Source organism: uncultured Roseibium sp., from assembly GCF_947494555.1.
Taxonomy (GTDB): domain Bacteria; phylum Pseudomonadota; class Alphaproteobacteria; order Rhizobiales; family Stappiaceae; genus Roseibium.
On sequence record NZ_CANLVF010000001.1, the window covers coordinates 154657 to 173513 of the forward strand.

Consider the following 18857-nt stretch of genomic DNA (forward strand, 5'->3'; position numbering starts at 1 on the left):
TTATTCTATGTTGTCTTCGCGTCGATCCTGGCCGAGCGCCAGGCGGATCAGATGGCCCGCCGAAAAGAGAAAAATCAGAACGCCGCAAATCGTCAGCGGCAGCGACCGCAGTCCCTCGGACCATTGAATGAGCGGGATCAGTGTTTTCCATTTGAAGATGGTCAGTTCCGTTCCGTACCAGAACATCATGGCGCCGAAGACCGCCATCAGGATGTCGGACACAACGACAAAAAGCGTTCGCAGCCAGACCGGTACCAGGTTCCGGAACAAGACGACCGACAAATGTGTGTTCTGGTTTACACCGACTGCGGCCCCCAGAAAGGTGATGACCATGATCAGCAGAAACGAAACCTGTTCGACCCAGGTCGGTGTGTCGTTCAGAACGTATCTGCCAAAAACCAGCCAGGCGAAGATAGCGGTCATGACCACCAGTGCCGTACCCGCAAGAACCATGCAGATTTTCGAAATCAGGTTGAAAGCCCGATCCATCCGTTTGACAAACACAGGCTGCGAAGACGTCTCGCGCATGGGAACCTCGGTGCTAAAAGCCGCCCGGCGTCCTTGAAAGGCGCCGGGCAGTCCTTTTCTTCTCAGATGCCGGCTGTCACTCGGTCGATTTCGCGAGATCGACCAGCGTCTTCATGTCCGGATTGGCGGCAAGGTATTCGTCGTACACTGAAGCCATCGCATCCTGGAACGGTCCTTTGTCGGCGATCTCGTTGACCACAATCCCGGCCGCTTCGACATCCTTGCGTGCCTGTTCCGACTGAACGGCCCAGAGTTCACGCTGGAACAGGGCAGCCTCTTCAGCGGCTCCTTTTACAGCAGCCTGCAATTCCGGTGACAGCGCTTCGAACTTTGCCGTGTTCACACAGATGCATTCCGGAATGATCAGGTGCTCACTCAGGGAATAGTTGGTGGTGACTTCAAAGTGGCCGACGTTCTTGAACGAGGGGAAGTTGTTTTCCGCACCGTCGACAACGCCGGTTTTCAGTGCTTGTTGAACTTCCGAAAACGCCATGGGGGAGGGGTTGCCGCCCATCGCCGAGATCATCGCGGTGTAAAGGTCGTTGTTCATGACCCGGATTTTCAGGCCTTCAACGTCTGCCGGCGTGTTGATAGGTTTCTGGCTGTAGAATGAGCGCGCTCCGGCATCGACCCATGCCAGCGGCGTAAGCCCGGCTTCGGCCATTCCCTGGGCAACTATATCTCCAGCCTCACCTTCTAGGACCCGGAACATGTGCGGGACGCTTTTGAAAATGAACGGAAGCGATACGAGGTTGGCTTCCTTCACAATTGGGCCGATCGGGCCAAGGTTGAAGTTGCCGAGCTCGATTGCACCGATGCGTACCTGCTCAAGTGCGTCCGGCTGTGAGCCGAGAACGCCGCCGTGGAAGACTTCGACGGTCAGTTCACCGCCGGTGGCGTCGGCGACAAGCTCGGCGAACTTGTCCATGGCTGCAGTGTTCGGGTGACCGTCGTGGTGAATGTTCCACGCGCGCCACTCTTCGGCTGCGGCCGCGCCTCCCAGAACGGACAATGCCGTTACAGCGCCTACGAATGCCGCTGAGATCTTTTTGTACATGATAATCCTCCTCATTACTCTGGCACCGGTGTTGCCCGCCTCCTGGCGCAGACGAACCGGATTTGGATCACGCCTTTTCGCGTGAATGTGTGATTCCGGCCGCGCTGTGCTGCGCCGGAGAATTGCGTTTCCGGTGTTCTCCCTCTCACCCCTTCGACATCCGCGCTTTGCGGTGTGTCTCTGTCCAGCGGCAGGGTGAGCATCGTTCCCGCTGCACTGGCTTCACGATATGCATTTTACAAATTATTACAAGTGAAAAGTCAATTAGACAAATTTTTAGTCGAAAACCGCAGTTCTTCGCCGATGATGGAAGTGATTATCCGCGGCTTTGGCTTGCTGAGAGAGCTGCGCTTTACAAATTACTGCGAACTGGCTTGGAAAGTGTTCACCGGCGCGCAAGCCGGTGATCACCCGTACAGCGCGGTCAGGAGAACAGCAGGCCGCCATTGACGTCGATGCAGGCGCCCGTGACATAGGCAGCGTCATCGGAGGCCAGAAAAACAGCAAGATTTGCAACGTCTTCCGACGACCCTTCTCGTTTGAGGGGGGTAATGTTTGCGACGTGCTGGCGCACTTCCGGCTTTGTAAAGGTGTTGTGAAAGTCCGTGTCGATCATGCCGGGGCATAGAGCGTTGACGCGAATGCCTGGAGCGAGTTCTTTCGCCATTCCGCGCGTCATCGTCATGACTGCCCCCTTGGACATTGCGTAAGCCATCGCACCGGGGCCGCCTCCGTCGCGTCCAGCCTGGGATGCCATGTTCACGATTGCGGAGCCTGGCTTGAGATGAGGCAGGGATGCCTGGATCAGCAGAAACGCTGATGTCGTGTTCAAATCGAACACGGTTTGCCAGTATTCTGGCGTGATCTCGGCAATGGTTTTTCTGGCAACCAGTCCACCAGCAATAGGCATCAATATGTCCAGGCGCCCGAACTCTTCTACTGTCCTGGCGACCAGCGCGTCGACGTCTTCCTTACGTGTCATGTCGCCTTGCATGGCAAAAGCCCGGCCTCCCGCGGCGTGGATCTCATCTACCGCGCTGTCGGCACCGGCAGAGCTGCTGTGGTAATTGATGCCGACGCTGGCTCCTGCCTTGGCCAGCGCCATGACGCAGGCCCTGCCTATGTCCCTGCCGCCGCCCGTTACGATTGCCGCTTTTCCTTCCAGTTTCATTTCTATCTCCTGTAAGTCAGATCATTTGGTTGCGCGTGCCTGAAGCACTGTGTCGTTCTATGAGGGCGAGCGGCAGACCAGTCGAGCCGCTGCACCGTGTTTCGTCTCATTGCGTATTGTCCGGTGAGCACATCGGATTTCTGCGCGTGTGACTTGGATTTTACAAATCGGGGCTGCCTTGCTTTCTCAAGCGCCGATCTAGCCCGGACAAGGTATCGCCGGCATCGTTGACGACGCGATCGAAGCCTCGAAATCCAATTTGCTTTTGACCTTGCCCTGATACAATGTCCGTAGCCTGTCTGGTTTGAGCCTAGAGACTGATTTCGGTGCAATCCTTCGAAACTTGTGGTTACCGAACTCGAATATCTCATGAATGCTCAACAGATCAATACAAATTTTACAAATAAGTTACAAAAATAATGAATTGCTGATTTATCAGCGTGTAAGCGTTAGTCACTTGTCACTTGAAATTCGTTTGCACACGCTGATCACCTTATGATTATCCTACACCAACGGGCGCGAAGCATCGAGAATTTCAGTGTTTTTGCCTCAAAATCAATCACTGGATTGTTTTTGAATCCTCATTCGTCGAAATCGGGCGGCCGAGTGAATTTAAACTTTACAAATAATTGACAAGTTTGCGCGGCAGAGATAATTTCCGATCAAGCGAGGCAACACGCATCAATCAATAACGGCGGAACACTTCTTATGAACGAGCTTGTCGACATCACCGAGCTAAAACTGATGCAGGTAAGCACCGCGACCCTCACGACAGTGATGTTCAAGCGCGGTCTGAGAAACATCTTTTTGCAGGGTGTTCACCGTTTGCGTCCTGGTCCCAATATGGTCGGGGTCGCCTATACCTTGCGGTATATCCCGGCACGGGAGGACCTGGACAAACTGACGTCGTTCGCCGACCGCAGCAATGCGCAGCGAAAGGGAGTCGAGGAATGCCCACCCGGCGCTGTCTTTGTAATCGACGCCCGCGGAGACGCTTCGGCGGCATCGGCAGGATGCATTCTGGCGGCGCGGTTACAGGCACGCGGGTGCAGGGGTGTCGTTACGGATGGCGGTTTCCGCGACACGCCCGAAATAGCAAGCCTGGAAATGCCAAGCTATCATGCGCGCCCGAGTGCGCCGACTAATCTGACCAAGCATCATGCAGTTGCCGTCAACGACCCGATTGCCTGCGGTGGGGTTTCGGTTTTCCCCGGAGACATTGTTGTCGGCGACAACGAAGGAGTTGTTTGTATACCGCAACATATGGCAAATGAAGTAGCGGATGAAGCTGCGGAAATGACAGTCTTTGAAGACTTCGTGATGGAAATGGTAAAGCAGGGCGCTTCGACATTCGGGCTCTATCCCCCGACCGATCCGTCTACTATGGACAGGTTTAAAGCGTGGCGGCAGGAAAAAGGCAGATAATCGAACCCTCGATGAGCGAACGGCAGGTCCGCGACCGGACCTTGTCGGACAAGGTGTATGAGAGCATCCTTGCAAAGATCATGGACGGGGACATTCCCATAGGCGGGAAACTGCCGACCGAGCAGGTCCTTTCGCATGAGTTCGGTGTTTCGCGGCCGATCTTGCGCCAGGCCCTAAAGCAATTGCGTGAAGACGATGTGGTCGTCTCGAGGCAGGGCTCCGGGTCATATGTGAAGCGCCGGCCTGAGGGAGCGGTTCTCGATTTCGCGCCTGTCGGATCGATTGCAGACATACAGCGCACGTTTGAATTCCGGGCAGCAGTCGAAGGCGAGGCGGCCTATCTTGCTGCAGAACGGCGTACGGATGCTGATCTCAAACAGCTTCAGGACACGCTTTCAGAGCTGGACCGGTGTATCAGCCAGAACGAGCTTGGTGTAGTTGCCGACGAGGATTTTCATGTCGCGGTCTGCAACGCTTCGGACAACCAGTATTTCGTTGCCGCCAGATCCTCAATGAAGTCCAATATTCTGACCGGAATGAACCTGACCAGGAACCTCTCGTTGACCAAGCCCGAAGACCGCATGCGGCTCGTTCAGGCCGAGCATTACACAATTTTTGACGCAATCGAGGCCCGGAACCGCGAAGCGGCACGTCAGGCCATGCGGGCGCATGTTGAGAATGCGCGCAAGCGTATCTTTGAAGGCTGACAGTTGCGTATGGGCCGGTCGGGTTTTGACGAAGTGCTGCATCACTGTTCCGATGCGGGGCCTATTTGACCTTCTTGACGCCTTCCAGAATGAGAGTCGTGGCGACCTGTGCGTAGTCCTCGCGGGAGATTGGGCCGCCTTCCTTGAACCACATGTAGACCCAATTCATCATGCCGAACAAAGACATGGTCACAGGCATCAGCAGCGGCCGGTCCGGGTTGTCGAGTTCTGGGTGAATGTCTTTCAGCACATTTGAAAAATGCCGGACGATGCGGCGTTCAATGGCGATAATCTCGGACTTCTGTTCATCGGAAAGCGCGGGCGCGGCATTGAGCTGGACCTTGTGCTGATCGTCCGCACCGCGATAGCTATCGAGCACTGTCTCGACCAGCTTGCGAAGTCGTTTTTCCGGAGGGAGAGCCGGATCATCGGACTTTTCAAGTGCCTCGTCCAGAATCGCCAGATGCGACTGGATGATCGCAAATATCAGTACGCCTTTGGACGGATAGTAGTGATAGAGTAACGACTTGGAGACACCCGCCTCCTGGGCGATTTGCGACATGGACGCCTTTTCCATGCCCTGGGTTGCAAAGACATTGGCTGCCGTCAGCAGGAGGCCGTGCTGCTTTTCCTCAAAATCACTGGCGCGTGTTCTCGCCATGCGTATGCAACTCCGTATTGCGGACGACTGGAGGATTGACGTTTCTAGCCCGATCGATTGCGATTGACCAGCTGGTCTGACAATTACCGGTGGATCTTTTGGGCCGGTATTTCGTCAGCAAATTCAATCCCGATCTTCTTCCAGCATCCTTACAGTTTGATTGATGTCCGTTAGGCCAAGGGCGGTGCGACCGGAACCAACCTTGGCGTTTAATCATCCGGTTCTAGTCTTTCGGACGGTTGTCGACCACGCGCTGTGCCTTGCCCTGAGAGCGAGCAACACCCTCCGGTTCGTGAACGTTGACTTTTGCTGTTATCCCGATGGTCGATTTGATGTGATGGGCAAGTTCTCCTGCTGAGGCTTCGCGGGCATCACTGCTGCTGGCAGCGGGTGTTGCCTCGGCATGCACAATCATCGCATCCAGGCGTCCGCTGCGGACCAGTTCGATCTGGAAATGGGCGCTAAGCCCGTCGCATTTCAGGATCTGCTCTTCGATCTGGGTTGGAAAGACATTGACGCCGCGCAAGATGATCATGTCATCACTGCGTCCGGTGATCTTTTCGATCCGCCGCATGGAACGCGCAGTGCCGGGAAGAATGCGGGTGAGATCACGCGTCCTGTAGCGAACCATCGGCAGACCTTCCTTGGTCAGCGTGGTGAACACAAGTTCCCCCATCTCGCCGTCCGGCAGGACATCTTCGGTCACCGGATCGATGATTTCCGGATAGAAGTGATCCTCCCAGACATGGAGACCGTCTTTCGTCTCGACGCATTCCTGGGCGACGCCAGGGCCCATGATTTCAGACAGTCCGTAGATATCCACCGCATGCATGTCGAAGGCCTCTTCGATCTCCTCGCGCATTGCGTTGGTCCAGGGTTCGGCGCCAAAAATCCCGACTTTCAGGGAGCTCTGACGCGGATCGAGCCCGCGGCGGCGATATTCGTCGAGGATCGACAGCATATAGGATGGCGTCACCATGATGATGTCGGGCCGGAAGTCCTCTATCAGGGTTACCTGGCGCTCCGTCATGCCTCCGGAAATCGGCACAACGGTGCATCCAAGCCGTTCGGCGCCGTAATGCGCACCAAGCCCGCCGGTAAAGAGGCCATAGCCATAGGCATTGTGCAGGATGTTGCCTTTTCGACCGCCGGCGGCCCGTATCGAGCGGGCAATCAGGTCCGACCAGTTGGAAATGTCGTTGGATGTATAGCCGACAACGGTCGGCTTTCCGGTCGTTCCGGACGAGCCATGGATGCGGACGAGTTCTTCGCGCGGCGTCGCGAACATGCCGAAGGGATAAGTGTCGCGCAGATCCTGCTTCACCGTGAACGGGAATTTTGCAAGATCGGCGAGCGACTTGAAGTCGCCCGGATGCGCACCGTGTTGGTCAAACTGTTTTTTGAAAAACGGTGAATTCTCATAAGCGTGCGAAAGTGTCCAGGCGAGCCGTTGTTGCTGCAGTTCGGAAATCTCCTCCCGGCTTGCGGTTTCGATCGGTTCGAGACTGTCACGGGCGGGTGTCAGGTCGATCATTGAGTGTCCTCCCAGTGCGCCGAACGCGCATATTGTGCTTATTCGGATAAAAACGTTCGATTGATGGTACGCGAGTGTCCGCGGAACTCCGTAATCACGGTTCCGTCTTCCCGTGTCAGCGTTACGTCGTAAATGCCCGACCGGCCCTGTTTCGAAACCTCGCGGGCCTCTGCCGTCAAAATGTCACCCAGGCTTCCAGGCGCGACATAAGTGATTGTGCAGTGTTGCGCGACGGTTACCTGATTGTAGGTATTGCACGCAAAGGCAAAGGCGCTGTCGGCGAGGGTGAACAGATATCCGCCATGCATGTTGCCGTGGCCGTTGGTCATCTGCCTGGTGACCTTCATTCGAAGCGATGCCTTGCCCGGGGCGATACTGAGGACCTCCATGCCAAGCGCCTGGGAGGCGTCGTCCCCGTCCCACATGAGTTGTGCACAGGCTTCGGCAAGCTCCTGCGGGGTCATCTCGGAAACACTTTTCATATCATTTGCCCTTGAAGACAGCCGGCCGTTTTTCGAGGAACGCGGTAACGCCTTCCGCATAGTCGTCCGTGAAGCCCGCTTCCCGCTGGCAGTCCCGTTCCATATCAAGGTGAGCGTCCAGGTTCTGCGTCGGTGCAGCCTGGATCAACCGCTTCGTCAGCCCGAAGCCAACTGTCGGACCTTTTGCCAGGCGGGTCGCAACGGCCGAGCTTTCCTCCAGCAGGACATCGTCCGCGACGGTCTTCCAGATCAGGCCCCACGCTTCAGCCTTTTCAGCCGGCAACGGCTCAGCCAGCAGCGCGAGTGCCTTGGCACGTGGTTCGCCGAGAATACGCGTCAGAGACCAGCTGCCCCCGGCATCGGGAATGAGACCGATTTTGGAAAAGGCCTGGATGAATTTCGCCGAACGGGACGCGAATACGATGTCGCAGGCAAAGGCGATGTTCGCGCCGGCGCCAGCGGCGACGCCGTTGACGGCGCAGACGATCGGCTTTTCCAGTTGGCGCATCAGGCGAAGTGTCGGATTGTAGAACGTGTCCAGCGTATGCCCGAGGTCGGGCTTTTCGTCGCTCTTGCGCGGATCGCGGTCACCCAGATCCTGCCCCGCGCAAAAGCCGCGACCGGCACCGGTCAAAAGAACCGCACGGACTGCGGCGTCTTCATGCGCACGTTCCATGGCAGCCCGCAGTGCGATATGCATATCTTCGTTGAAGGCATTCAGTTTGTCAGGCCGATTGAGCGTGAGGTTCAGCACCCCCTCTTCAAGACTCGTGATCACGGTTTGATTTTTCGTCATGCCTGTCTCCCTGACCCCGCTTTCGAGTTGGGCCGCCAAACAGTTCTTGCATAAACCGTCCGGTCGGTCAATTATAAGTGCTGCATCTAAATTTGTGAGTCCGTTCCCGGGAGGACAGATGACGCAGCTCTTTGATCGAAATCGTGCCCTGCTGGACGGAGCACTGCAAGCGATGAAAACACGCGCCTTCTGGACACCGTTTCCCGAAGTACCATCTGGCAGGTTTTATGGCGAAACCGCACGTGAAGACGGCGAGACGGCATTCTCAGATCTCCTTGGCAAATCATTCGAGCTGAACGGCCATCCCTGCGAATACCACGTCGGCAAGGAACAATCGCCCTGGGGCCTGGATCTTGCCCTGACTTACCCCTCGGCTTCGGCTGAAACACTCATTTCCGCATCGCAAAGTGCTTTTCAAGTTTGGTCGAAGAACAGCATTCATGCCCGGATGGGCGTTCTTCTGGAGGCGCTCGTCCGGCTCAACAAGATGAGTTTTCTCATTGGCCACGCTACGGTTCATGCCACCGGGCAGGGTTTTGCGATGGCGTTCCAGGCTGGTGGACCCCATGCTCAGGATCGCGGCCTGGAAGCGGTTGCTGCGGCCTATGCGGAACTCACAGCGACAGCAGATCGTGCAATCTGGGAAAAGCCGCAAGGCCGGAGAGAGCCCATTGTTCTTGAAAAGGAGTGGACGATTGTTCCACGCGGTATCGCGTTGACAATCGGGTGCAACACATTCCCCTGTTGGAACGCTTATCCCGGCCTTTTCGCCAGCCTCGCGACGGGAAACACCGTCATCGTGAAGCCGCATCCGATGGCAATTCTTCCACTTGCCATAACCGTCGGGGTCTTGCGGCAGGTGCTGGAAGAGGAAGGCCTGCCGGCAGATTCTGTTCTGCTCGCCGCGGATGAACCGGAAGCGCAAGCAACACAAGAGCTGGTTCAGGCTCCGGAAACCAAACTCATTGACTACACGGGGTCATCCATTTTCGGAAACTGGGTCCGTTCCCATTCCGGCGATGCGCTGGTTTTTGCCGAAGAAACGGGCGTCAATTCAGTGGTGATTACAGGTACGGACGACTTCCGCGGCATGTGCGCCAACCTTGCGTTTTCACTGGCGCTTTACTCCGGGCAGATGTGTACATCGCCCCAGAACATTTATGTGCCGGAAGGCGGTGTGAAGACCAACGAAGGCGCAAAGTCTTTCGATGAGGTGTTTGCCGGCATAGCGGGTGCGATTGACCAGCTGCTTGCCGATCCAAAGCAGGCATCCGGCATATGCGGGACCATCGTTAACCCGGTAACGATAGATCGGCTCAAGAACGCGTGTTCGGCAGGCAGGATCCTGCGTAAAAGCGGGCAAACCGGTGTGGGGCGCTCAGCGACACCGTTGATTGTCGCCGTCGGTGAGGATGACAGCCTGCATAAAGACGAATGCTTCGGGCCGGTCGTGTTCGCCATCGCAACGAAATCTGCCGAGGAGGCAATTGACCATGCGGCCAATCTTGCGATGAAGAAAGGCGCCATCACCGCTGCGCTCTACGCAACGGACAATGGACTGATCGACACAGCCGCGAAGGCCTTTTGCCTTGCCGGGGCCAATTTGTCGGTCAACCTCACAGGCAATATTTATGTCAATCAATCGGCTGCCTTTTCGGACTTTCACGTGACCGGCGCAAATCCTGCCGGAAACGCCAGCCTGACCGATACCGCATTTGTTGCACAACGCTTCCGGCGTGTGATGGTCCGCTGGCCGAAGGGCAAAGTCACCCGGCCCGCCTCCGCGCTGAGTTGAGACGGCAAAGCCATGCGGACCAGCAACAGAGAAATGGGTTCAGTGCCCCGGCTGAGAACCGCAGGTCGCAGTGTTTCGGGGATTAGGCACTGTTGCTCGATGTCCTGCTGAGCGATGTCTTACTTTACCGCGAGGCGATGGTATGTCTAATCTTTGCGGGATCAGTCCTTGCAGCAAGGCGGTGGGTCGTATGGGACCTGACAACGTTAAACTTGCGAATTCACCCCTGGTGCGTGTGCGTACTCGCTTGCAGTCCGTTGACGAGATGACGTGCACCATCCGCAATGTCTGTGGCCATTTCGAGTTGGAACCCGCTGAGCATTCGTGCGGGCGCATCAATGGCGACGTGTCGACAATCAGCGTCTCGCGGTTCGAAACGGCCATCGTTTCCCTGAACGCCAAGCGGGTCTTGCGGGACAAGCGCATGATCAAGCGGGATCCGGGTGAAAATCTCTTCCTGCTGATCCAGGACAAGGGCAACTGCTGGATCCACCAGAACGAGACGTCGGTTCAGCTGACACCTGGTGATATGTATCTGGTCGACAGCGCACACAGTTCGGAATTCGTCTATAACGGCGTGGATGCGCGGCAAGTGTCTATCCATCTGCCACGCGCGGAAATGATGCACAGGTTTGGCAAGATCTGCACAGGCGGCATTGCGATTGATCGTACGGACCCGCTGTTTGTGGCCATGCGGGCCGTGCTGACTAAGATCTTTTCCGACGATATCAGTGTTGCGCCCCATCACGGTGAAGCCTTTCTCAGCATCCTGGGAGCGTATTTTAGGAGCGTCGAGCACCAGGACGCGCTCAAGGACCGGACTTCCAGCGGTGTCCTTTCACGCGCGCTATGCCTGATCGACCGCCACGCTATGGATGCCGATTTCGGCCCGCAGAGGCTGGCCGAATTGCTGCAGGTTTCGCCCCGCACGCTGCAAAGACAATTCGGTCCTCTCGGCGAAACGGTCGGGAAACGTCTTCTGGCCGTTCGCCTTGAAACCGCGCGTGCGCGCCTCAATGCAGGGGATGACGGGGCTGGGCGCAACACGATTGCGGCGGTCGCCTATGAAAGCGGCTTCAACGATCTGTCCTATTTCTACCGCTCATTTCGCGAACGATTTGGCGTGCCGCCAGGCGATGTGCGGAAGAAAGTGTCGCTCTGAACCAAAGCCTATGGCGTCCTCGCCCAAGATTACCTGTGCTCCTCAGGTATCGTTTGGTGTGAGGGAACCGGTCCGCTTGACCGCCAGCAGTAACACGAACACGGAGGACGGTTTGTGGCTCGGCGAATCTAGAGCGTTTTGCGATCCGGGTTCGGGCTCAAGAAAAGAGAAACCGGAGAGGGTTCATGAAATTCACCAAGATCCTGGCTTCAACCGCGCTCATGACCGGCATTGCCGCGACGGCGCTGGCGCATCCACTGGACGGTTTGACGTCCGAGGAATTCCAGAAAATCAACCAGATCATGAAAGAAAGCGGTACAGCGACGGAAGACACGCTCTATCCGCTGATAGAGTTGAAGGAACCGCCCAAGGCCGATGTTCTGGCCTGGCAAGAGGGCGACGCGCTCGACCGCAAGGCAATGGTTCAGTACACGACAGCGGACGGGTTCAGCGAAGCTGTGGTGAACCTTACGCAAGGGACAGTGGAAAGCAGTTCTGCCATTCCCGATTCCGGTCAACCGATGATCCTGTTTGCAGAGTTCATGACAGCGCTGGAAGGCGGTCTGACCCATCCTGACATGATCGCAGGCCTGGAAGCGCGCGGTTTGAAGCCTGAAGACGCCTTTTGTCTGCCGCTCACGGCCGGAAACTTCTTCACGCCGGAATTCGAAGGCTCCCGGCTGATGAAAATCCCCTGCTACCAGAACCCGACCGGGTCGAACTTCTATGCCAAGCCGATTGAAGGTCTCTTCTCTCTGTTTGATGTCGGCAAGAAGGAAGTCATTGAGGTCATCGATACCGGTGTCGTGCCGATACCCCAGGATCCCTGGGGGTATACCGAAGAGGAGATCGCCGAACGGGCGCCGCTGCGGCCCGAAACGAACCGGGTTCTCCTGAAACAGGAGGGTGAACCCAACTACAAGATCGACGGCAGCCATGTGGAATGGGACATCTGGCGCTTCAACTACCGGATCGACAAGCGTCCCGGGCTTGTCATTTCAAACCTCGACGCCAACGACCAGGGCACCTGGCGGTCCGTCATCTATCAGATGCACCTCTCGGAGGTCTTCGTTCCATACATGGATCCGACGGAAGGCTGGTACTGGCGGACATATATGGACAGCGGCGAGTACGGTTTCGGTCTCTTTCTGACACCGCTCAGGGCCGGTATCGATTGTCCGGACTACGCGACCTTCCTGCCGGCGCTGATTACGGATGACAGTGGAAGCCCGTTGGAGATCCCGGATGCGATCTGCATATTTGAGCGTAATATTGGCGACCCGGCATGGCGTCACTTCGAGATATTCGCGCAAGGGCCGGACCAGTTCACGCCGGCGGAAGGGCGCCCGGAAACGGAACTTGTCGTTCGCACCGCGTCCGAGGTCGGCAACTACGATTACCTGATCGATTACCGGCTGAAGCAGGACGGACAGATTTTCATCAAGATCGGAGCGACCGGACTGGATGCTGTCAAAGGTGTTGCGTCCACGTCGATGAATGATGCAACGGCAGCTGAAGACACAAAATACGGCACTTTGATTGCGCCAAATCTCGTTGCCGCCAACCACGATCACTACTTCAACTTCCGGATCGATTTCGACATCGACCAGCCTGTCAACCACATGGGAACGATGGAAATCGTTGCGGCGGAAGTCGATCCCGAGCATCCGCGCAAGTCGATGTGGACCTGGAAACACGAAATGCCCGACAGCGAGCTCGATGCGCGGTATCGCTTCAGTGCTTCAAAACCGAAACACGTCCATATTTCGAACCCGGCGCGTGAAGGATATCTCGGACAGACGCCGGGATGGATGATCCACCACGGATCCGTTGCCTATGGGCCCTTCGATTTCGAAAACGACCCACCGTTCAAGCGCAATGCCTACATTGAATATTCCTCCTGGACGACCGTTCATGATCCAGAGCAGCGTTATGCAGGCGGCAAATACGCGATGCAGAGTGATGGGACGGACACGCTGGCCGAATGGGTGAAGGAAGACAAGCCGCTCATGGGTCAGGATGTGGTGTCCTGGTTCACCGCAGGGTTCCATCACATTCCACGCATGGAGGACTGGCCGGTGATGTCGACCGAATGGAAGACGGTTCACATCATGCCGTTCAACTTCTTCGCCCATAACCCGGCCATGACGCTTCGGAAGTAAGATGAATGGCCGGGGCGTGGAGGTACGGCCCGGTCAAAGCACTCCGGTACGATTGAGGACCCGTTAATCTAAATGCGCGAAACCAGCGTCGACAGGAAAACGCCGCTGGTTTCGTCAAGTTTCTCCTTCCCCCATATGGCGGAGAGAGTCGGTTCGGAAATCGAAAAATAACTGATCGCGCCGATCAGCTGGTACATCGCGGCCGTCCTCTCAGCCTCCGTCCGGTATCGCCATTTGGGCAAGTCTTGCAGCAAAGAGGTGCTCTCGGTCAGAAAGTGTTTCAGGTACCACTTTCTGCTGGCTTCGACGCGCTCCAAGTTGTCCAGCAACTCCCGTGTGATCAGCCGCCCGTCATACGGAGCTTCGCGGGTATGTTCCAGGAGGTGGGCGAGAAAGGTTTTCAGCTTTTTCTCCGCGCTAAGATCCTGCTGAATGACATTATTGACCAAGGCGTCAAACCTGGCTGCAACCTCTTCCAGCACCGCGCCGTACAGCGCTTCCTTTGTTTTAAAATGATAGAGGATCGACTGTTTCGTCAGCCCCAGTTCACCCGACACATCTGCCAGCGATGTTCCGTAAAATCCGCGCTCGGAAAACAGTCGCAACGCCGTTTCGATGAATTTCCGCTTCGGTGAATCGATTCGTCCGGTCATGCGATCAGTCTAACACCTGATTGAAGACTTACCATTCGTCAAGTAAAACTTACCGAATGGTAGGTAAGAGGTGTTTACGAAGACGAAGATGGATCGCGCTCAGGAAGTCGCTTTGCTTGAAGAGCTCTTGGGCTTGAAGGAGAACAGCCTCTTCTTTTTGGACTACGCCGTGCAATTCTCACACGTTGATCGATACGTAACTGAGACCCGTTTTGATCGTGAAATGGCATCTGTGTTCCGTGCGGTGCCACTCATTGCTGCCCATGCCAGCGAGCTTCCGGAAAGAGGCAGCTATCTGACGCGTCAGATCGGTGACTTGCCTGTTCTGCTGACACGCGGAAAAGACGGAAGAGCGAATGCATTCGTAAACGTCTGCCGTCACCGCGGGGCGCGGCTCGTTGCCGAAGGAAAAGGGTGCAAACATGCCTTCAGTTGTCCCTATCACGCATGGACATGGAACAGTTCAGGGGACCTGCGCGGCGTCCCGCACGAAAAACAGGGCTTTCCGGATCTGGAGCGGTCGGCCTATGCATTGAAGCGGTTGCCGGCGACCGAGCGGCTCGGGCTTATCTGGGTCGTTGCCGGCCCCCTCGCAGAGCCGGAGTTCGATGCGTTCCTCAAGCCGGTGGAAAGGGATTTCGGCTGGCTCGGTGTGACTGGTCTCGGAATTGCCGCATGTGACCTGACAGTTCTGGGCGCTAACTGGAAGCTCCTCTTGGAGGGAGGCCTGGAGGCTTATCATTTCAAGGTGACGCACAAAGAGACGATCGGATCGCATTTTCTCGACAACATCTCCAGCTATCAGGTGCTGGGACCGCATATCAGATCGGTTCTGCCGCGTTCGAGGGTGACGTTGCCTGAGACCGGAGATGGTGAAAGCTGGTCGATCCGGGACCATGCAAATGTGCTTTACACCGTGTTTCCCCTGAACCAGTTTCTTGTGATGCAGGACCACGTCGCCTGGATCAGCCTCAACCCACTCGCGCCGGACAGAACCGAGGCGATGATCGTGACACTGGCCCCGCAAGAGACCATCGCCGAAGATCGCATGGACCATTGGCGCCGCAATCACAAGATTACCTCGGTTACGCTTTCTGAAGATTTCGAGGTCAACGAAGCGGTGCAGGCCGGGCTCGCAAGCGGTGCCAATGAGTTTCTGACCTTTGGCAGATATGAAGGAGCATTGCACCGCTTCAATGACGAGGTCGAGAAACGTCTTTGAAATGCACATGAATCACCTTCACCGCCGCGCCTCATGGACGTTCAAAAGTTTTCTGGAAAATGCGCACGTTGGATTTTTCTGTCCGATGCAAGGTTCTTTTGCCTCGATTGAACGCTGTCGTGTTGACAGTTTCAGGACAATTCTAAGTATTTCTCCCTAGTCAATTATTCTTAAATCGCCGATAGTTATACTTTTGGTTGTGATTTTTTTGCTTCTCTAGATGGTGCAAAACTTTTCATTACGTGCGTTGAAATATTTTGGATCAATATTTCTTTTACTTTCCCATGCGTTAATCTTGTCAGTTTCTGATTCCGTTCTCAGGGGAGGACAAGACGTTGTTGTTTCGTAGTTCAGCGAAAGCCACTATCGAGGCCTTTAGCCGCTCCCAGGCGATGATCGAATTCACGCCGGACGGGCATATTCTCAATGCCAACGCGAATTTCCTCGGGGCCATGGGCTATGCGCTCGAAGAAATAAAGGGCCAGCACCATCGTCTGTTCGTTGACCCAGACTACGGAAATAGCAATGAATACAGCGACTTCTGGCAAGATCTGGCACGGGGCGAGTTCAAGGCGGAAGAGTTTCTAAGATTTGACAAAGATGGCAATGAAGTCTGGATCCAGGCGTCTTACAATCCGGTCGTGAATGCGGCGGGCAAGGTCGTCAAGGTGGTCAAGATCGCTTCCGACATCACCGAGCAGAAGAAACGAAATGCCGATTTCGAGGGCCAGGTCGCTGCGCTCAACCGCTCCCAGGCCGTCATTCATTTTGAACTGGACGGCACGATCATCGACGCCAACGAGAACTTTCTCGGAGCCATGGGCTACACGATCGATGAGATCCGGGGACAGCATCACAGAATGTTCGTCGAGGACGCTTACGGCCAATCCGGTGAGTATCATCAATTCTGGGAAGAGCTTGGCCGGGGAGTGTTCAAGGCAGACGAATTCAAGCGGGTTGCAAAGGGCGGACGCGAGACTTGGATCCAGGCGACTTACAATCCGATCATGGATGCATCGGGACGCCCATTCAAGGTCGTGAAGTTTGCCAGCGACATCACCGAGCAAGTCCAGGATCGCCAGCGCCGGAAACAGGTTCAGGAAACCATTGATGCCGAGCTCTCCGAAATGGCCCAGTCCATTTCAGAAACAGTGCATCAGGCAAGCGAATCCGCTTCTGCTTCCGAACAGACGTCTTCCAGCGTGCAGACCGTTGCGGCCGCGTCAGAAGAACTCGTCGCCTCCATCCAGGAAATCAGCCGACAGGTTCAGGTCGCGCTTGAGGTTTCCAACAACGCGCAGGGTGAAGCCGAGCGGTCGAGCGAGATTATGTCCGGCCTCTCGGAGGACGCCAAGACGATCGGTTCCGTCATCGAACTGATCGACGGCATTGCCGATCAGACCAATCTTCTCGCGCTCAACGCGACCATCGAGGCGGCGCGAGCCGGCGAGGCCGGGAAAGGTTTTGCGGTCGTGGCCTCTGAGGTCAAAAGCCTTGCATCACAGACCAGCAAGGCGACCGAAGAAATCTCGACCCAGGTCAGTTCCGTTCAGGAGACGACCGAACGCGCGGTTGAGGCGATCTCATCCATCATGGAGGTGATCAGGAATATCGCAGAGATCGCAACCAGTATCTCGACCGCCGTTGAGGAACAGACAGCTGTGACGAACGATATATCGTCAAACATGCAATCGGCTGCGCAGGGCGTGGATTTGATCAACACAAACCTGCAGACGATAACTTCTTCCACGTCTCAACTGGAAGGGGTTACAGACAACGTGCGTCAAGCATCTCGTTCCTTGATGTAAGACAGACGCGCGTCGGCGGGTTCAACCTTTTTGGGGGAAGTGAGCTCAATTGCTTCCTAGCAAACCGGCGCCAACCACCTATGGTCCTACTCGGCTGCTTCGGTCTCCTTCCACCTGCCGATAATGATCCCGCTCCGGCTTTCCTTGTCGCGTACACCGAGAACATCTTCATCTGTCATGGTGGTCCGGTTCTTGCGGGCAAGGAGGCGTTCCAGAAGGCGATTGTGCATGGTCTGGCGAATGTCTGCGTGACTGGGTGATCTGCCGAGGTCGACGAATTCGTCCGGATCCTCTTTTAGATTGAAGAGTTGCGGTGGGAAGCCTTTGAAATGAATGTATTTCCAACTTTCTGTCCGGATCATGTAACCGCGTGCATCCGAAGGGCCGAGATCAAGTGTTTCGCGCGCCGAATAAAACGCATAATCGATTTCGGAAAAGACACTGTCGCGCCAGTCTGCCGGCGTTTCACCGCGCAGAAGTGGCATCAGGGAGCGTCCTTCGAGCCTGTGCGGTGCAGGAGCTGCACCTGTTGCCTCAATGAACGTCGGCACCAGGTCGATCGCCTCCACGAAATCATTGCAAACCTCGCCCCGGGTGGCATCAGCTTCTTCACGCGGATCGTAGACAAGAAGGGGAACCCGCACGGATTCCTCATGAAACAGTTCTTTTTCGCCAAGCCAGTGATCACCTAGATAATCGCCATGGTCCGAGGTGAAGACGATCATTGTGTCTTTCGATTTTCCTGTTTCCTCAAGCCAGTCGAACAGCCTTCCCAGGTGATCGTCGATCTGCTTGATGAGACCCATATAGGCTGGCAGCACGGTTTCGCGCACGCCCTGTTCGGAGAAGGTCTGGCTGACCTCCATTCCCATGAAAGCCTCGAAGACGGGATTGGGGTCGTGCCTTTCCGACTGTGAGCGATGGGGCGGCAGGAAGGTGTCTGCACCGTACATGTCGTGGTATGGCGCCGGGGCGATATAGGGCCAGTGCGGTTTGATGTAACTCAGATGACAAAGCCACGGAGTATCGCCCATTTCGGTAATGAATTCACGGGCACGCATGGTCATGTATGCGGTTTCGGAATGTTCCTCGACGACACGCGCAGGCAAATTGGAGTTCTTCAGGTACCAGCCGGAGAGGATTTCTCCGTCCGGACCTTCGCCGGCGTTTGCATAGTCGTTCCAGGGGTTGTCGCCTTCATACCCGAGAGAGCGCAGCCAGTCATTGTAGCGGAGCTTGCCACCCTTGTTTTTCAGGAGAGGGTCCGGGTGCAGTCCGTCGTCGCGCTCGTAAGGATCGAAGCCCGGCTGGCTGACCAGGCAGCCGATGTCGGTCGAAGCGTTCAGTCCAAAGCGGGCCATGCCGTCGCGATCGGGTATCATGTGGGTCTTGCCGACTACGGCGGTCGTGACACCATGGGGCCTGAGATAATCGCCAAGCGTCAACTCGCCGATGGGGAGCGGGACCAGGTTCCACGTGGCGCCATGGCTGAAGACAGTGCGTCCGGTATAAAAGGAGGCGCGCGATGGTCCGCAGACCGGAGATTGAACATAAGCCCTGTTGAACCGGACACCTCGTTCTGCCAGCCGGTCAATATTCGGTGTCTTGAGATGCGGATGGCCGTAGCAGGACAAATAGTCCCAGCGCAGCTGATCGGCCATGATGAAGAGAATATTCTTGATCCTGGGCATGTT

The 18857-nt window shown here is 56.1% G+C and carries 17 protein-coding genes; 8 read left to right on the plus strand and 9 right to left on the minus strand.

The genetic code is table 11. From position 1 onward, the window contains the following. Together Q0915_RS00700 and Q0915_RS00705 are read right to left on the minus strand one after the other, a co-directional pair. Entirely contained in the window at window positions 1-528 is a 528-nt protein-coding gene (locus Q0915_RS00700; RefSeq protein ID WP_299472472.1) for a TRAP transporter small permease, read from the minus strand. A gap of 76 nt (window positions 529-604) precedes the next feature. Beyond that, window positions 605-1585, minus strand: a complete 981-nt coding sequence (locus tag Q0915_RS00705) for a TRAP transporter substrate-binding protein (protein WP_299472473.1) — start codon at window positions 1583-1585, stop codon at window positions 605-607. Window positions 1586-1780: 195 nt separating this feature from the next. Here Q0915_RS00705 and Q0915_RS00710 point away from each other — a divergent pair, with 195 nt between their 5' ends. Beyond that, window positions 1781-2035, plus strand: a complete 255-nt coding sequence (locus Q0915_RS00710) for a hypothetical protein (protein ID WP_299472474.1) — start codon at window positions 1781-1783, stop codon at window positions 2033-2035. Here the strand turns inward: Q0915_RS00710 and Q0915_RS00715 are convergent. Beyond that, complete coding sequence (locus Q0915_RS00715; RefSeq protein ID WP_299472475.1) at window positions 2010-2756, minus strand: glucose 1-dehydrogenase; 747 nt, start codon at window positions 2754-2756, stop codon at window positions 2010-2012. The genes Q0915_RS00710 and Q0915_RS00715 overlap by 26 nt on opposite strands. A 708-nt stretch (window positions 2757-3464) precedes the next feature. On the opposite strand from Q0915_RS00715, the gene Q0915_RS00720 reads away from it, so the two are divergent. Both Q0915_RS00720 and Q0915_RS00725 read left to right on the plus strand, forming a co-directional pair. Then, window positions 3465-4181, plus strand: coding sequence for a ribonuclease activity regulator RraA (locus Q0915_RS00720; protein ID WP_299472476.1), 717 nt, complete (start codon window positions 3465-3467; stop codon window positions 4179-4181). An 11-nt stretch (window positions 4182-4192) separates the two neighbouring features. After that, a complete protein-coding gene (locus Q0915_RS00725; RefSeq protein WP_299472477.1) occupies window positions 4193-4888 on the plus strand; it encodes a FadR/GntR family transcriptional regulator in 696 nt (231 codons plus the stop codon). Between the two features lie 61 nt (window positions 4889-4949). On the opposite strand, the gene Q0915_RS00730 is transcribed toward Q0915_RS00725, so the two are convergent. The 4 genes from Q0915_RS00730 to paaG form a co-directional block, all read right to left on the minus strand. Continuing rightward, complete coding sequence (locus Q0915_RS00730) at window positions 4950-5549, minus strand: TetR/AcrR family transcriptional regulator (protein WP_299472478.1); 600 nt, start codon at window positions 5547-5549, stop codon at window positions 4950-4952. Between the two features lie 223 nt (window positions 5550-5772). After that, the gene (paaK, locus tag Q0915_RS00735) at window positions 5773-7083 is read right to left on the minus strand and encodes a phenylacetate--CoA ligase PaaK (protein ID WP_299472479.1); all 1311 of its coding nucleotides are present in this window, start codon (window positions 7081-7083) and stop codon (window positions 5773-5775) included. A gap of 38 nt (window positions 7084-7121) precedes the next feature. Continuing rightward, window positions 7122-7565 carry a hydroxyphenylacetyl-CoA thioesterase PaaI gene (paaI, locus tag Q0915_RS00740; protein ID WP_299472480.1) on the minus strand — a complete coding sequence of 148 codons (444 nt, stop codon included), beginning with the start codon at window positions 7563-7565 and terminating at the stop codon, window positions 7122-7124. Window position 7566: 1 nt separating this feature from the next. Continuing rightward, window positions 7567-8361 (minus strand): 2-(1,2-epoxy-1,2-dihydrophenyl)acetyl-CoA isomerase PaaG, encoded by a 795-nt coding sequence (paaG, locus tag Q0915_RS00745; protein WP_299472481.1) that lies wholly within the window; start codon window positions 8359-8361, stop codon window positions 7567-7569. 118 nt (window positions 8362-8479) lie between these two features. On the opposite strand from paaG, the gene paaN reads away from it, so the two are divergent. The 3 genes from paaN (at window position 8480) to Q0915_RS00760 (ending at window position 13480) form a co-directional block, all read left to right on the plus strand. Further along, on the plus strand, window positions 8480-10156 hold the full coding sequence (paaN, locus tag Q0915_RS00750; RefSeq protein ID WP_299472482.1) for a phenylacetic acid degradation protein PaaN: 1677 nt from the start codon (window positions 8480-8482) through the stop codon (window positions 10154-10156). Window positions 10157-10346: 190 nt separating this feature from the next. Continuing rightward, window positions 10347-11318 (plus strand): helix-turn-helix domain-containing protein, encoded by a 972-nt coding sequence (locus Q0915_RS00755; RefSeq protein ID WP_299472483.1) that lies wholly within the window; start codon window positions 10347-10349, stop codon window positions 11316-11318. Window positions 11319-11503: 185 nt separating this feature from the next. Then, window positions 11504-13480 (plus strand): tyramine oxidase, encoded by a 1977-nt coding sequence (locus Q0915_RS00760; RefSeq protein WP_299472484.1) that lies wholly within the window; start codon window positions 11504-11506, stop codon window positions 13478-13480. A 68-nt stretch (window positions 13481-13548) separates the two neighbouring features. Here the strand turns inward: Q0915_RS00760 and Q0915_RS00765 are convergent, their stop codons facing one another. Then, window positions 13549-14133 (minus strand): TetR family transcriptional regulator, encoded by a 585-nt coding sequence (locus Q0915_RS00765; RefSeq protein ID WP_299472485.1) that lies wholly within the window; start codon window positions 14131-14133, stop codon window positions 13549-13551. 88 nt (window positions 14134-14221) lie between these two features. Here Q0915_RS00765 and Q0915_RS00770 point away from each other — a divergent pair, with 88 nt between their 5' ends. Together Q0915_RS00770 and Q0915_RS00775 are read left to right on the plus strand one after the other, a co-directional pair. Continuing rightward, entirely contained in the window at window positions 14222-15355 is a 1134-nt protein-coding gene (locus tag Q0915_RS00770) for an SRPBCC family protein (protein WP_299472486.1), read from the plus strand. Window positions 15356-15693: 338 nt separating this feature from the next. Continuing rightward, a complete protein-coding gene (locus Q0915_RS00775) occupies window positions 15694-17163 on the plus strand; it encodes a PAS domain-containing methyl-accepting chemotaxis protein (RefSeq protein WP_299472487.1) in 1470 nt (489 codons plus the stop codon). 86 nt (window positions 17164-17249) lie between these two features. On the opposite strand, the gene Q0915_RS00780 is transcribed toward Q0915_RS00775, so the two are convergent. Then, window positions 17250-18854, minus strand: coding sequence for an alkaline phosphatase family protein (locus Q0915_RS00780; protein WP_299472488.1), 1605 nt, complete (start codon window positions 18852-18854; stop codon window positions 17250-17252). Window positions 18855-18857 lie beyond the last annotated feature (3 nt).

Bases quoted from the DNA above. Each gene is read 5' to 3' on its own strand.
- Q0915_RS00700 (WP_299472472.1), bottom strand. From the start codon at position 528: ATGCGCGAGACGTCTTCGCAGCCTGTGTTTGTCAAACGGATGGATCGG.
- Q0915_RS00705 (WP_299472473.1), bottom strand. From the start codon at position 1,585: ATGTACAAAAAGATCTCAGCGGCATTCGTAGGCGCTGTAACGGCATTG.
- Q0915_RS00715 (WP_299472475.1), bottom strand. From the start codon at position 2,756: ATGAAACTGGAAGGAAAAGCGGCAATCGTAACGGGCGGCGGCAGGGAC.
- Q0915_RS00720 (WP_299472476.1), top strand. From the start codon at position 3,465: ATGAACGAGCTTGTCGACATCACCGAGCTAAAACTGATGCAGGTAAGC.
- Q0915_RS00725 (WP_299472477.1), top strand. From the start codon at position 4,193: ATGAGCGAACGGCAGGTCCGCGACCGGACCTTGTCGGACAAGGTGTAT.
- Q0915_RS00730 (WP_299472478.1), bottom strand. From the start codon at position 5,549: ATGGCGAGAACACGCGCCAGTGATTTTGAGGAAAAGCAGCACGGCCTC.
- paaK (WP_299472479.1), bottom strand. From the start codon at position 7,083: ATGATCGACCTGACACCCGCCCGTGACAGTCTCGAACCGATCGAAACC.
- paaI (WP_299472480.1), bottom strand. From the start codon at position 7,565: ATGAAAAGTGTTTCCGAGATGACCCCGCAGGAGCTTGCCGAAGCCTGT.
- paaG (WP_299472481.1), bottom strand. From the start codon at position 8,361: ATGACGAAAAATCAAACCGTGATCACGAGTCTTGAAGAGGGGGTGCTG.
- paaN (WP_299472482.1), top strand. From the start codon at position 8,480: ATGACGCAGCTCTTTGATCGAAATCGTGCCCTGCTGGACGGAGCACTG.
- Q0915_RS00755 (WP_299472483.1), top strand. From the start codon at position 10,347: ATGGGACCTGACAACGTTAAACTTGCGAATTCACCCCTGGTGCGTGTG.
- Q0915_RS00760 (WP_299472484.1), top strand. From the start codon at position 11,504: ATGAAATTCACCAAGATCCTGGCTTCAACCGCGCTCATGACCGGCATT.
- Q0915_RS00765 (WP_299472485.1), bottom strand. From the start codon at position 14,133: ATGACCGGACGAATCGATTCACCGAAGCGGAAATTCATCGAAACGGCG.
- Q0915_RS00770 (WP_299472486.1), top strand. From the start codon at position 14,222: ATGGATCGCGCTCAGGAAGTCGCTTTGCTTGAAGAGCTCTTGGGCTTG.
- Q0915_RS00780 (WP_299472488.1), bottom strand. From the start codon at position 18,854: ATGCCCAGGATCAAGAATATTCTCTTCATCATGGCCGATCAGCTGCGC.